Genomic DNA, 14,056 nt, shown 5'->3' with positions numbered 1-14,056 from the left:
CCTGTGCTCAATCCTGAACAGACCGGCCCAGGGCCGGCCATTATCATCTTAGCCCACGTTGATCAGCTGGACCTGTCCGGTCTCGTCAATTTCGGCAATGTGTCCCTTGGGTTCATCCAGGAATTGCACGGCCACGAAGGCAACGGCGGCGCTGGCTGCAATAACCAGGAAGAAGGTGCTTGGCTCTACAAAGGTCAGCACGGTAAGGAAAATGACCGCACCGGTGTTTCCGTAGGCTCCCACCATGCCCGCAATCTGGCCGGTCAGGCGGCGCTTGATCAGAGGAACAGTGGCAAATACCGCGCCTTCGCCTGCCTGCACGAAGAAGGAACAACACATGGTGGCGATCACTGCCAGTGCCAGCGGCCAGGTGCTGCTGATCTGGCTCATCAGGCCATAGCCGACCATCAGTCCGGCGAGGAGAATGATCAACGATTTCTTGCGGCCGAATTTATCTGACAACCAGCCACCACTAGGGCGGGCCGCCAGGTTCATGAAGGCATAGCCGGACGCCAGCAAGCCTGCCATTACCGGTTCTAGCTTGAATGTGTCAGCAAAGAACAGCGGCAACATGGAGACGACCGCAAGCTCGGAGCCGAATGTCACCAGATAGGACAGATCCAGGATGGCGACCTGCTTGAAGCTGTAACGATCCTGTTCATCCACACCTTCTTTAAGATGCTCGCGGTTTACCCGCCAGGCCTGACCGATCTGCACGATACCCAGTGCAAGGATCAGGGAGACCAGTATGTATTGGGCCGTGGTGCCGAACAGGGCAAGATTGGTTGGACCCAGGCGCCATACGATGACCAGCAGGGCCGCATACAGTGGCACGCTCATGGCCAGGTAGAAATACAGGTCGCGCTTGGTGCTGACTTCCAGGGCGGCACTGCGCTTTGGCTTGAAGTAGGAGGAGCCTTGGGGGGTGTTGCGTGCGCGCCACAGGAAAATCGCGCCGTAGATCATCGCGATCAGGCCGGTGCTGGCAATGGCCCATCGCCAGCCGTCTTCACCACCAAACAGCATGGCTACAGTGGGTAGTGTGATTGCCGCAGCGGCAGAACCAAAGTTACCCCAGCCACCATATACCCCTTCGGCCAGTCCCACTTCGCGTGCAGGGAACCACTCACCGATCAGGCGAATACCCACCACAAATCCGGCACCGACAAAGCCCATTAGCAATCGGGTCACGGCCAGCTGTTCGAAGCTGGTGGACATGGCAAATGCCCAACATGGAAATGCTGAAATGATCAGCAGGAGGCCGAATACCTTGCGCGGACCAAAGCGGTCTACCAGGGAGCCGATGATCACGCGTGCTGGAATGGTCAGTGCCACATTGAGGATCAGAAGCGCCTTGACCTGGTCCGTGGTGAGGTCAAAGGCCTCGCGCAGGTGTCCCATCAGTGGTGCGTGTGAAAACCACACCACAAAGGTGATGAAGAATGCGATCCAGCTCAGATGAAGCAGCCGGATTCGCGGTGCAGAAAAATTAAGAAGATTCAGTTTGTCGGCGCTCATGATCACTCCGTCCACGGGCGGTTGGTCGATGGGCTATGGCAAAGCAATGCTCGTGCCAATATTTAACTTGTTGATATTTATTGGAAAATCTTGGGTTGGCGTTGCTGTTCTGTGATTTTAGTGCGGGATCGTGATGCTTGAGGCTGCATGATGGGGCGAAAATTTTGCCCAAAATACGTGCAAATATCTTGTTTTTGATTTCTGCCTTATATGAGGGCTCCGGTTGGGCGCCCAAAATGTGCCGGTGTGTTTGTCGTCGTGTTTTGGATGCGATGCAGCATCTACCAAGGCGTGGACCGCATACGCACTCGCGGTATGCAGGCAGAGCGATGATGGCATTCTGATCGGGAAATACCTTTCCAGACAGTTGTCCAGATCAAAGATCGGAAAGGGAGCGGCCTGGTAAGAGGCGGATCCATATTGTGTTATGAGTTTATGGAACGGAGCGGGTGCTGGTTTTCAGTGCTGTGCTTCGCGGATCTGCGCAATTGACTCATAAAGGTGCACGAAAAAGTGCATCTTCGTCGTGCATCTGCGCATTAAATCAATGCATGGCTAAGTGAAGAATTATAAGAATAAATAAATAAATATATTAAAAACAGGGGGTTATTGATTTGGCATAGGCCTTGCTCAGGTAGCGCTGTCAGTTACGCACCGCGAGGGTGAGCCTTATGGCAAAGCAACAACTTCTTTTGATCGGTCACGGGATGGTAGGTCAGCGATATCTGGAATCGCTGGTTGCCCAGGGCGGCCGTGAGCAATACGACATTACCGTTCTTTGTGAAGAGCCGCTGCCGGCCTATGACCGGGTAGGGCTGACCAGCTACTTCAGCGGCAAGACCGCGGATGATCTGTCCCTGGTGCCGCTGGGTTTCTTTGAAGAGCATGACATCTCGCTGAAACTCAAGACCCGTGCCGACAGTATCGACCGGGCAGCGAAAACCGTAACCACCAATACGGGTGAGACGCTCAGTTACGACAAGCTGGTATTTGCTACCGGTTCTTATCCGTTCGTTCCGCCGATCCCGGGTAATGATCGTGAGAACTGTTTCGTCTACCGGACCATCGACGATCTGGATGCCATGATTGCCGCCAGCAAGGACGGCAAGGTGGGCACCGTGGTGGGTGGGGGCTTGCTGGGTCTGGAAGCCGCCAAGGCGCTGCATGACCTGGGGCTTGAGACCCACGTCGTTGAATTTGCTCCGCGTCTGATGGCCGTACAGGTCGATGACTTTGGTGGCGGCCTGCTGAAAGACAAGATTCAGGAACTGGGTGTGACCGTGCATACCAGCACCGGTACCCAGGAAATTATCGACGGCGAGAGCTGCAAACATCGCATGAACTTCGGCGATGACAAGCATCTGGAAACCGATGTCATCGTCTTCTCCGCCGGTATCCGTCCGCAGGACGCGCTGGCTCGCGCCTGTGAGCTTGAACTGGGCGAGCGGGGCGGCATTGTGGTCAACGATCACTGCGTCACGTCCGATGAAGACATTTATGCGATCGGTGAAGTGGCGCTGTGGAATGGCCGCATCTTCGGTCTGGTGGCGCCCGGTTACCAGATGGCAGAAGTGGCCGCCGAGCACCTGATGGGCAAGAGTGAGAATGCCTTCCAGGGTGCGGATATGAGCACCAAACTGAAATTGATGGGGGTGGATGTGGCGTCTATCGGTGACGCCCATGGCAACACCCCCGGCTGTCGCAGCACCGTGTTCATGGATCAGACCGCCGGCGTCTACAAGAAGGCGGTCATCAGTGAGTGCGGCAAGAAATTGCTCGGCGCTGTGCTGGTGGGCGATGCTGCCGATTACGGCAATCTGCTGCAGCTTTGCTTGAATGAGATGGATCTGCCTGGAGAGCCGGCGGCACTGGTTGCGCCGGTTTCCGATGGCGCGCCGCTGCTGGGGGCCGATGCACTGCCCGACACCGCGCAGATTTGTTCCTGTAATAACGTGTCCAAAGGCGATCTGTGCGCGGCCATCGACGATGGCGCCATGACGGTTGGTGATCTCAAGTCATGCACCAAGGCCTCTGCTACCTGTGGCGGTTGTACGGCGCTGGTGAAACAGGTGCTGGACAGTGAACTGGAAAAACGCGGTGTGGAAGTCAACAACCACCTGTGTGAACACTTCGCCTATTCCCGTGAAGAGATCTATCACCTGGTGCGTGTGGGCGAGATCAAGACGTTTGACCAGATGCTGGAAAAACACGGTAGTGGTGACGGCTGTGATATCTGCAAGCCCACCGTGGGCTCTGTCCTCGCATCCTGCTGGAACGATTATATTCTCGAGAAGCCCCACGCCGGCTTGCAGGATACCAATGATTACTTCCTCGGTAACATGCAGCGCGATGGTACCTACTCCATCGTGCCCCGTGTGGCGGGTGGCGAAATTACCCCGGACAAGCTGATCGTTCTGGGTGAAGTGGCCAAGCAGTACGACCTCTACACAAAGATCACCGGTGGTCAGCGTGTGGATCTGTTCGGTGCCCGCGTCGACCAGCTCCCCGAGATCTGGAAAATTCTTGTGGATGCCGGGTTTGAAACCGGTCATGCCTACGGCAAGTCCCTGCGTACCGTGAAATCCTGTGTAGGTTCCACCTGGTGCCGCTACGGGGTGAAAGACTCCGTGGGTACAGCCATTCAGGTGGAAGAGCGCTACAAGGGGCTGCGTAGCCCGCACAAACTCAAGATGGCGTTCAGTGGTTGCACCCGTGAGTGTGCCGAAGCCCAGAGCAAGGATGTGGGGGTAATCGCCACCGAAAAGGGCTGGAACCTTTATGTGTGTGGTAACGGTGGCATGCGCCCTCGTCACGCCGATTTGTTTGCGTCCGATCTTTCCGACGAAGAACTGATCAAAACCATCGACCGCTTCCTGATGTTCTACATCAAGACGGCAGATCGTCTGCAGCGTACCAGCGTCTGGCTGGAGAATCTGGAAGGCGGCCTTGATTACCTGAAAGACGTCATTCTTAACGACTCTCTGGGTATTGGCGACGAGCTGGAAGCGCAGATGCAGCATGTCATCGCCACCTACCAGTGTGAGTGGAAGACCACCATTGAAGACGAGGAAGCGCTAAAACGCTTCAAGCATTTCGTCAACGATGATGCCGCGGATGACAACCTCAAGTATGTCCGTGAACGTGGCCAGCGTCGTCCGGCCTATGATCACGAACGGATTGAATTGGTGGAGGAGGCCTGATCATGAATAGTTCTGTTGCTGTGGAATGGAAAGCCGTTTGTAACGTCAGCGATGTGTTGCCGGGCACTGGGGTTGGCGTGCGCCTGCCCCAGGGCCAGGCAGCCCTGTTCTGTACCCGCGATGGTAAATTCTTTGCGCTGGATAATATGGACCCATTCAGCCACGCCAATGTCCTGAGTCGGGGTCTGCTGGGTTCTCTGGCGGGCAAGAAAGTGGTCGCCTCACCGATTTACAAACAGCACTTTGATCTGGAAACCGGTCAGTGTCTCGAAGACGAAACCGTCAGCCTGAATGTCTACCCGGTTCGGGTGGAGGGTGACGTGATCGAAGTGGCTGTCTCAGCCACACACTGACCGCAAGGGCGATGCAGTAATGAAAAAACTGGTGGTAATCGGTAACGGCATGGCGGCGATTCGCCTGCTTGAAGAGGTGACACGTCTGGCGCCGGATCTGTATCAGATCACGGTAGTGGGCGACGAACCTTTTGCCGGTTACAACCGGGTCATGCTCTCGCCTTTACTGGGTGGCGGTACCGACGAAGTCGCTATCACCACCCACCCGCACCAGTGGTACCGGGACCGGAATATTCGACTCATAACCGGTTCACCGGTGGTGGCTATCCGCCGCCACCGTCGTCAGGTGGTCACCGCCGCCGGCCACAAGCTGGACTACGACCGCCTGGTGCTGGCTACCGGGGCTGCGCCCCGCCAATTGCCCATTGAGGGCAACGAATTAAATGGCGTCATGAGCTTTCGTGATCTCTATGACGTGCGCAAGTTGTTGTCGCTCTCGGCCGCCCGTGTGGTGGTCGTTGGCGGCGGCTTTTTGGGGTTGGAGGCTGCCGATGCGCTGGTCAAACAGGGGCATGACGTGACCCTGGTTCACAGCCGCGGCCACCTGCTCAACCAACAGCTGGATGAAGAGGCGGGCCATCGTCTGCAACATGACCTGGAAAAACGGGGCGTGAAGTTTGTCATGCAGGCTCGTACTGAATCCATCCAGGATAACGGGCAGGGCGCTGTCACTGCCGTGAATCTGGCGGATGGCCAGGTTCTGCCCGCGGATTATGTGGTTCAGGCCGTGGGAATCTTGCCGCGGACTGAGCTGGCCGATCAAGCAGGCTTAACCGTTAACCAAGGTGTGCGCGTGGACGATACCTTGCAAACGTTTGACCCTGCCATTTACGCCATTGGCGAATGCGTGGAGCACCGTAACCGTACCTTTGGCCTTGTGGCGCCACTGTATGAGCAGGCTGCGGTCTGCGCCAGTCATCTGGCGGAATTGGGTCATCGGCGCTACCTGTTTGCCGATAACGCCACTCGCCTGAAAATCTCCGGGATCGATCTCGTCTCGCTGGGCGATTTCGATGGACAGGGGCAGATGTTGCAACTGTCTTTGCCGGGCAGCTATCGCCGTCTGCAGATCGTCGATGACAGGATTGTCGGTATGGTGCTGTATGGCGATGTGACTGACGCTGCGTATTACGAAAACCTGTGGCGGGAGCGCACCAATATTGCATCGTTGCGCCAGGTTCTGCTAATGGGCGAGGCGTTCTGCAAGGCAGCAGGCGGTGACGGCGAGGAGGAAATTGCCGCATGAGTAGTATCTGTACCACTTGTCCCTACTGTGGCGTGGGTTGCGGCATTCGCACCGATGGCAAGACCCTTCAGGGGGATGAAATCCATCCTGCCAATGGCGGCCGTCTGTGTGTGAAGGGCTCCTCGGTACTGGAAACGCTAGGCGATCAGGATCGCCTTCTGTATCCGGACGTTGATGGCGAGCGAGTGACCTGGGATCAGGCACTGGACGAAGTGGCCGAGCGCTTTCGCCGTATTGTCGAAGAGCACGGCCCGGATTCGGTGGCATTTTACGTATCAGGCCAACTGCTCACCGAAGATTATTACGTTGCCAACAAGTTGATGAAGGGCTACATCGGTAGCGCCAACATCGATACCAATTCCCGTTTGTGCATGAGCAGCGCGGTGGTGGCGCACAAGCGTGCCTTCGGCGAAGACGTGGTGCCCGGTTGCTATGAAGATCTGGAAATTGCCGATCTTGTGATCCTCACCGGTTCCAATACGGCCTGGGCACACCCGATCGTCTACCAGCGTATTGCCGCTGCCAAGCAGGCTCGCCCGGAAATGAAGGTGGTGGTCATCGATCCCCGCCGAACAGCCACCTGCGATTTGGCCGATCTGCATATCGCGATACGGCCCGGTCAGGACGTGCCGCTGTTCAATGGCTTGCTGACCTGGCTCGACGACCATAATGCGCTGGATACAGGCTATATCAATGCGCATACCTCTGGTTTTGATGCCGCTCTGGCGACAGCCCGTGAACAGGGCAATGACTGGGATGCCCTGGCAAACCAGCTGGGCGTTTCCCACGTCGATCTCACCACGTTTTATCACTGGTTTGCTGCCTGCGAACGTACCGTAACGGTCTTCTCCCAGGGCGTTAATCAGGCTCGCAATGGATCCGATCAAGGTAATGCCATCATCAATGCGCACCTGGCCACTGGCCGGGTGGGCAAGCCCGGTGCCAGCCCGTTTTCCATTACCGGTCAGCCCAATGCAATGGGGGGCAGGGAAGTCGGAGGACTGGCCAACCAGCTAGCCGTACACCTGGATATTGATAACGCCGAGCATCATGCTGCGGTTGCCGATTTCTGGCAGACAGAGACTCTTGCCACCAAGAATGGTCTGACTGCCGTCGATCTGTTTAATGCAGTAGAAAGTGGCCAGGTGAAAGCCGTGTGGATCATGGCGACCAACCCGGTGGACTCACTGCCAGAGGCAGATCGGGTTCGCCATGCCTTGATGGCCTGTGACACCGTCGTGGTCTCCGACTGTGTCGCCAGCGGCGATACGCTGGCTTGTGCCGACATTCGACTACCTGCGCTGGGCTGGGGAGAAAAGTCCGGCATGGTGACAAATTCTGAGCGCTGTGTGTCCCGCCAGCGGCCTTTTGTCGCCCCGCCGGGTGAAGCGAAAGCCGATTGGTGGATTATTACCGAAGTGGCTCGACGTATGGGATTTGCCACGGCGTTTGCGTACCAGAACGAACACGAAATTTTTGCCGAGTACTCGGCGCTCACCGCCCTGGCAGGACGGTTTGGCAAGCGGCTTGATCTGACTGCTGCCGCGGAATTGAGCGCCGACCAATATGAAAATTGGCAACCGCAACAGTGGCCTCTCAACGGGGGCTCGCGCTGCTTCGGTGATGGCCAATTCGCGACACCGGATGGCCGTGGCCGGTTCATCGTCTGTGAGAACCCCGTCGTGCACAAGATCGGGGAGGCCTTCCCGATTATTCTTAACAGTGGTCGTATTCGTGATCAGTGGCACACCATGACGCGTACAGGCCGCGCGGGGCGATTGTTTGCCCACTTGAGTGAACCGTTTACGGCGCTGCATCCCAACGATATCGAGCGTTATCGACTCAGTGATGGTGGTTTTGTCCGCCTCACCAGCAAGGTCGGTGATGCCCTGGTGCGGGTGAAAAGTGATGCCGGGCAGCGCCCCGGAACCGCCTTCATGCCCATGCACTGGACTGATCAGTTTTCTCGCCGGGCCAGGGTGGATGCCCTGGTGCCGGCACGTCTGGATCCGCATTCCGGCCAGCCTGCGTTCAAACATACGCCGGTTAATGTCAGCGACTGGCAACCCCGCTGGCATGGCTGGTTGTTCACAGCGGCTACCCCGCCCGCTGTGGAGTACTGGGCCCGAGTTCCCGTCGATGCATTTTTGCAGGCGGGCCAGGTACAACGCTATCGGCTGGCCGGTGATGCGGACCTAACTGAACAACAACTTCATGAATGGATGCCGGAGGCGGCGCAATGGCTGGCGCTGAATGATCCCTCCACCGGCCATTACCGTCGCGCGGCACTGGATGCTGGAGGCAAGCTCATCGCCTGGCTGGCCATCGGAGAAAGCCTGCCGCTGTGTGATGTGGAATGGCTGGCAAGCTGCTTTGCCGGAGTGGAAGATGTGCAACCCTTGTCCATTCTGGCAGGGCAACCCGCCGATGCCGGTCCGGATCTTGGGCCGGTGATCTGCAGTTGCCACCAAGTGCGTCAGAAGACCATCGAGGCGTCGGTGGAAGAGGGCGCGGATACCGTAGAGGCCATCGGCCTGTGCTGTAAGGCAGGCACCAACTGTGGCTCCTGCATTCCTGAACTGCGCGGTCTGCTGGAAACCTTAGCGGTCTGATGCTGTAACAACATACCCTGCAGTGCATCGAAACAAGAGTGTATTGCGGGGTTTCCATGAAAAGTCTCAAGTCTCTGTTTATTTCAGGTCAGATTACGCTGGCAGTTGGTTCTGTGATTGTGGCGGTCTGGCTCACCGCTGGCGGCAATCTCTGGGCACCGGCGTTGTTGTTGCCGGCGCTGCCGCTGTTGGTTTTTCTGGGTTGGTTATTTCTTAGGCAGCCGGCACGCACCAGTGCCAATTTGCCGTGGGTCTTCTGGCCGAGCCTGGCGGGAACCCTATTGGTGTTAGTGCTGTTTGCGCTTGGGCATGCCTGCTGGTTGATGACCACCCTGGCGGTACTCAACCTGATCGGAGTGCACCTCTATATCCGTTGGTACAGCCGTTATGAACAAAGGGGGCCCGTGGTCCAGTTGGGCGAGCCCTTGCCACCGGTAAGCTTCACGAATCTGGAAGGGAAGGTCATTACGCCGCAAAGCTTTGCGGGTCAGCCTCTGGTGCTGCTTTTCTTTCGAGGTAACTGGTGCCCACTCTGCATGGCGCAGATCCGGGAAGTGGCGGCGGAATATCAGTCTTTGCAGGAGAAAGGGATCCGTGTGGCGCTGGTTAGCCCGCAATCCCACAAGCAGTCGGCACAACTGGCGAAACAGTTTTCGGTGCAGTTTGAGTACCTGCGCGATGATGACAACCAGGCGGCAAACGTTCTCGGCATCATTGATGCCGGCGGCACACCGGCAGGGTTGGAAGCGTTAGGGTATGACAGTGACACGGTGATGCCGACGGTACTGATTCTGGATGGGGAAGGGCGCCTGATCTATCAGCACCTCACCGATAACTACCGGGTTCGCCCTGAGCCATCACTGTTTATCAGGGTGCTGATGGATAGAGAGTTGATCTGAGGAATGCGATACTCATTCTTGGCCCGTTAACGACAACTTCGGCAGCTCATTTCCGCATTGTTTGCAGAACCGGGCATCCGGGTCATGAGAGTGGCGATGGCATTGGGTGCACTCGCGCTCGTACTGCATGCTGGTGCGTGCTGCTGAAATCTCGGCGGTGACGATGCCGGTAGGAACAGCAATGATGGCATAGCCGGTAATCATCGCCAGGGAGGCGATAAACTGGCCAAAGGGCGTTTGCGGTGAAATATCACCGTAGCCCACCGTGGTAATCGTCACAATCGCCCAGTAGATACTGCGCGGAATACTGGTAAACCCGTTTTTAGGGCCTTCCACCACATACATGATGCTGCCGAAGATGATGATCACCACGAACACCGAGAACATGAAGATGGCGATCTTGCGGCGGGTGCGGACCAGCGCGAGGCCAAGTTGATTGGCTTCTCCCATGAACTTGGCCAGTTTCATGACCCGGAAGACGCGTAATACCCGTAGCGCCCGAATGGTGAGCAGATAATTGGAGCCCACCACGAACAGGCTCAGGTAGGTGGGGATGATGGAGAGCAGGTCCACCACCCCAAAGAAGCTTCGCGCATAGCGCAGAGGGCGCTCGCTGACCCAAAGTCGAATGCCGTATTCCACCGTGAACAGTATGGTAAAGAACCACTCTGCGGCGTAGAGCCAGACACCGTAGTCATCATGCAGGCTGGAGACGCTGTCCAGCATCACGGCAATGACGCTGCCCAGAATCGCAACGATCAGGATGACATCGAACATCTGACCCGCAGGGGTGTCCGTTCCGAAGATAATGTGCCGCCAGCGCTGTCGCAGACTTTCCATGCAGGTTCTCTGATCTCGTTGTATCAACAAAGCTGCAGCTATTGTGGCTTGTTACGAATCGGATGACCACTTAGTCTGAATGGCAGCCATATTGAGTGCATACCAAGATGAACAAAAACAACAATACGGTGTTCCCGGCAACCAGCTGGCAGGGCAAGGTGATTACCACGGCCATGCGATCCCTGGTGAAACCGGTGGTGAGCCGGATCCGTTTCAGCCGGCGCTTCATGAAGTTTTCCCAGCTGGGTTTTGACACCGTCACGCTGGCGTTGCCGGTTCACTCTGATGTTCACATCTCGCCGGCCCTGGTCGGTGGTGTGCCGGGTGAGTGGCTGATTGCCGGGCGGGGTGTTCGTTCCAACCGGGTGGTGCTGTATTTTCATGGCGGCGCGTATTTCTTTGGATCGCCGCGATCCCACCGGGCAGTGACCTGGCGTATGAGCCAGTACTGCAAGGCCAAGGTACTGGCGCTGGATTATCGCCAGCCACCGGATTGGGCTTACCCGGCACCCATAGATGATGCGGTGCGTGCCTACAAGGCGTTGCTGGAGCTGGGCTACGATCCCGATCACATTGTCTTTGCCGGGGATTCCGCCGGCGGCAACCTGTCGTTGGTTACCATGCTGCGTCTGCGCGAACTTGGTCTGCCGCAACCTTCCTGTGCGGTGTTGATCAGCCCATGGGGAGACCTCACCTGTTCCGGTGACAGTGTCGCTACCAATGGAGATCGTGATCCACTGATTCCCATGGGGGCGCTGAATTTTGTCTCCGGCTCCTACAGCCGGGAGCACGACCCTGCGTCGCCGCTGATCTCCCCCGTTTTTGCTGATTACACTGGTCTGCCTCCCATCCTGGTGCAGGTGGGAAGTACAGAAGTGTTACTGAGTGATGCTGAACGGGTAGCAGAACAGGCGAAAAGAGCGGGCGTTCCCTGTCAACTCCAGGTGTGGGAGAACATGCCTCATGTATTCCATGCACTGGCCTCATGGATCCCGGAAGCGCAACGGGCGCTGCAGGAAATTGGCGCCTTTGTTCATGATCATCTCAGCCAGCGTGATGACCAAGGGCATGTCCGCGCCCATGCCAGAGTTGTTCGCGGACGAGAGTAATCCAGTCCTGGATGCGTCAGGTTTCGGCTGCATGTGTCATGTTGTTTGCGTGCTGAATAAAGAGATGAAAAACGATTAGCCCGGTCATTTCCTGACCAGCAAAGAGGCTAAATAATCGCCACTTTTTTGCAGTGTGTAGTTTTGAGCCAGAGTCAGACACGGAATGGTTACGCAGGCTACGCATGGTTACAGATCGCCAACCTCCATGTTCTACAGTAGATTGCACATCCCTCCCATAGTCCATCATGCACGCTCCCGTATACCACGTGAGACATAATGACAAAGCATGATGGAGGGGTTCATCTTGGCCAATCAAATCAAACTCATGGTCGGCACCAGCGCCCTGGCGGCACTGCTGACAGCCTGTGGTGGCGGGGGCAGCAGCTCCACGCCGGCTGCAGATGCCGGCGCAGCACCCCGCGCACTGCCACCTGAGATCGCAGCGATTATCGATCAGGAAAATCCACTCACCGATGCCCTGTGTCCGTTGACCAGCGCCGCTCCGGATGAGCTGGGGGACATCAGCCCGGAAGCCTGTCTTGAGGAAGGCGAGGACGGCGCTGAAGAAGATACCGGCTATGAGCTGTCCCTGAATCCTGTGGTTCAGCAGTTCTGCCCGCAAGCCGCTGAGGCTTTCGATGCCACGCTTACCTTTAATGGTGAACTGCTGGATCAGGATTTCATTTACGATACCGATACTTCATTCGACGGCTCCGCCACCTTCCCGGCAGCCTGTCTGCAGGAAGCTGCCGGTAATTTCCAGAACATCGGTGACATGATCGGTGGCTCCAACCCGCTGACCGAGCAACTGTGCCCGGAAGCGGCGGCAAATAGCCCGATTGATCCTGCTGCCTGCTTCACGGAAGCCGTAGGTGGCGGTGGCGACTTGCCCGGTGGCGATGGCGGTCTGCCCGGTTCTGACCAGCTTCTTGCTCAGCTCTGCCCGGAAACCGGCGAACAGGAGTTGGGCCCGGAAACGCCTGTCAACTGTCTCAACGAGGCCAGCCGTGCCTACGTAGAAATCTACGATATGCTCACCGCCACTAATCCACTGACCGAGCAGATTTGCCCCGATGATGCTAAGGATGGCCGCATTGATCCGCCCCAGTGTTTTGCTGAAGCCCTGATGGGTGGCGGTATTCCAGATGGCGGCGATGGTGGCGGTGGCGGCGACGGTGGGAGCAATCCGTTCGCACCTGCCCTCGAGCAGTTCTGCCCGGAAACAGCCATGGCGGACCTTGGACCATCCACACCGATTGACTGCCTGGCGGAAGCCGGCGGCAATTTCCAGGACGTTCAGGATCTGCTGCTGGGCGCCAACCCGCTGACCGAGCAACTGTGCCCGGAAGCGGCAGCCAGCAGCCCGATCGACCCCGCAGCCTGCTTCTCTGAAGCAGCCGGAGGCTTTGCTCCGGGCGGCGGCGGCCTGCCGGGTGCCGACGGCAATCCGCTGGAGCCGGTACTGGCACAGTTCTGCCCGGACACCTCCGAGGCGGACCTGGGTCCGACCACGCCGATCGACTGTCTGACCGAGGCTGGTGGTAACTTTGGCGACGTGCAGGATCTGCTGCTGGGCGCCAACCCGCTTACCGAGCAACTGTGTCCGGAAGCGGCAGCGAACAGCCCGATTGATCCTGCTGCCTGCTTTATGGAAGCGGCCAGCGGCTTCAACCCGGGTGGTGGTGGCCTGCCTGGTGCCGACGGCAACCCGCTGGCACCGGTACTGGCGCAATTCTGCCCGGACACCTCCGAAGCAGATCTGGGTCCGACCACACCGATCGACTGTCTGACCGAAGCCGGTGGTAACTTCGGCGACGTGCAGGACCTGCTGCTGGGTTCCAACCCGCTGACCGAGCAACTGTGCCCGGAAGCGGCGGCGAACAGCCCGATTGATCCGGCTGCCTGCTTCGAAGAAGCGGCCGGCGGCTTTGCCCCGGGCGGCGGTGGCCTGCCGGGTGCCGATGGCAATCCGCTGGAGCCGGTACTGGCCCAGTTCTGCCCTGACACCTCCGAGGCGGACCTGGGTCCGACCACACCGATCGACTGTCTGACCGAAGCCGGAGGTAACTTTGGCGACGTGCAGGACCTGCTGCTAGGCTCCAACCCGCTGACCGAGCAACTGTGCCCGGAAGCCGCGGCGAACAGCCCGATTGATCCCGCAGCTTGCTTTGAAGAAGCAGCCGGAGGCTTTGCCCCGGGCGGCGGTGGCCTGCCGGGTGCCGATGGCAATCCGCTGGAGCCGGTACTGGCGCAGTTCTGTCCGGAAACCTCAATGGCCG

8 protein-coding genes are annotated in these 14,056 nt (G+C 57.9%); 6 read left to right on the top strand and 2 right to left on the bottom strand.

What is annotated here, in order from left to right:
• Positions 1–48: 48 nt before the first annotated feature.
• The gene (locus GQF00_RS03860) at positions 49–1,518 is read right to left on the bottom strand and encodes a NarK family nitrate/nitrite MFS transporter (RefSeq protein ID WP_202560333.1); all 1,470 of its coding nucleotides are present in this window, start codon (positions 1,516–1,518) and stop codon (positions 49–51) included.
• A 671-nt stretch (positions 1,519–2,189) separates the two neighbouring features.
• On the opposite strand from GQF00_RS03860, the gene nirB reads away from it, so the two are divergent.
• Genes nirB through GQF00_RS03835 form a run of 5 tightly spaced genes read left to right on the top strand, consistent with a single transcriptional unit; the run spans position 2,190 to position 9,828 of the window.
• Complete coding sequence (nirB, locus tag GQF00_RS03855; RefSeq protein ID WP_161317811.1) at positions 2,190–4,718, top strand: nitrite reductase large subunit NirB; 2,529 nt, start codon at positions 2,190–2,192, stop codon at positions 4,716–4,718.
• Positions 4,719–4,720: 2 nt separating this feature from the next.
• Positions 4,721–5,071: a nitrite reductase small subunit NirD gene (nirD, locus tag GQF00_RS03850; protein ID WP_161317810.1), complete on the top strand. Its 351-nt coding sequence runs from the start codon at positions 4,721–4,723 to the stop codon at positions 5,069–5,071.
• A gap of 19 nt (positions 5,072–5,090) precedes the next feature.
• Positions 5,091–6,317 (top strand): NAD(P)/FAD-dependent oxidoreductase, encoded by a 1,227-nt coding sequence (locus GQF00_RS03845; RefSeq protein ID WP_161317809.1) that lies wholly within the window; start codon positions 5,091–5,093, stop codon positions 6,315–6,317.
• Complete coding sequence (locus GQF00_RS03840) at positions 6,314–8,929, top strand: nitrate reductase (RefSeq protein ID WP_161317808.1); 2,616 nt, start codon at positions 6,314–6,316, stop codon at positions 8,927–8,929. Before GQF00_RS03845 ends, GQF00_RS03840 begins: the two co-directional genes overlap by 4 nt.
• Positions 8,930–8,985: 56 nt before the next feature.
• Positions 8,986–9,828 carry a peroxiredoxin gene (locus GQF00_RS03835; RefSeq protein WP_161317807.1) on the top strand — a complete coding sequence of 281 codons (843 nt, stop codon included), beginning with the start codon at positions 8,986–8,988 and terminating at the stop codon, positions 9,826–9,828.
• A 12-nt stretch (positions 9,829–9,840) separates the two neighbouring features.
• Here the strand turns inward: GQF00_RS03835 and GQF00_RS03830 are convergent, their stop codons facing one another.
• Entirely contained in the window at positions 9,841–10,668 is an 828-nt protein-coding gene (locus GQF00_RS03830) for an ion transporter (RefSeq protein ID WP_161317806.1), read from the bottom strand.
• 107 nt (positions 10,669–10,775) lie between these two features.
• On the opposite strand from GQF00_RS03830, the gene GQF00_RS03825 reads away from it, so the two are divergent.
• Positions 10,776–11,777: an alpha/beta hydrolase gene (locus GQF00_RS03825; protein ID WP_161317805.1), complete on the top strand. Its 1,002-nt coding sequence runs from the start codon at positions 10,776–10,778 to the stop codon at positions 11,775–11,777.
• Positions 11,778–14,056 lie beyond the last annotated feature (2,279 nt).

The sequence above is a fragment of the Alcanivorax sp. DP30 genome, from assembly GCF_009882945.1.
Lineage (GTDB): Bacteria > Pseudomonadota > Gammaproteobacteria > Pseudomonadales > Alcanivoracaceae > Alcanivorax.
Note: the sequence above shows the minus strand (reverse complement) of the source record. Positions and strands in the feature narration are given on the sequence as shown.

Coding starts and splice junctions, on each gene's coding strand:
- GQF00_RS03860 (WP_202560333.1), bottom strand. CDS start 1,518: ATGAGCGCCGACAAACTGAATCTTCTTAATTTTTCTGCACCGCGAATC.
- nirB (WP_161317811.1), top strand. CDS start 2,190: ATGGCAAAGCAACAACTTCTTTTGATCGGTCACGGGATGGTAGGTCAG.
- nirD (WP_161317810.1), top strand. CDS start 4,721: ATGAATAGTTCTGTTGCTGTGGAATGGAAAGCCGTTTGTAACGTCAGC.
- GQF00_RS03845 (WP_161317809.1), top strand. CDS start 5,091: ATGAAAAAACTGGTGGTAATCGGTAACGGCATGGCGGCGATTCGCCTG.
- GQF00_RS03840 (WP_161317808.1), top strand. CDS start 6,314: ATGAGTAGTATCTGTACCACTTGTCCCTACTGTGGCGTGGGTTGCGGC.
- GQF00_RS03835 (WP_161317807.1), top strand. CDS start 8,986: ATGAAAAGTCTCAAGTCTCTGTTTATTTCAGGTCAGATTACGCTGGCA.
- GQF00_RS03830 (WP_161317806.1), bottom strand. CDS start 10,668: ATGGAAAGTCTGCGACAGCGCTGGCGGCACATTATCTTCGGAACGGAC.
- GQF00_RS03825 (WP_161317805.1), top strand. CDS start 10,776: ATGAACAAAAACAACAATACGGTGTTCCCGGCAACCAGCTGGCAGGGC.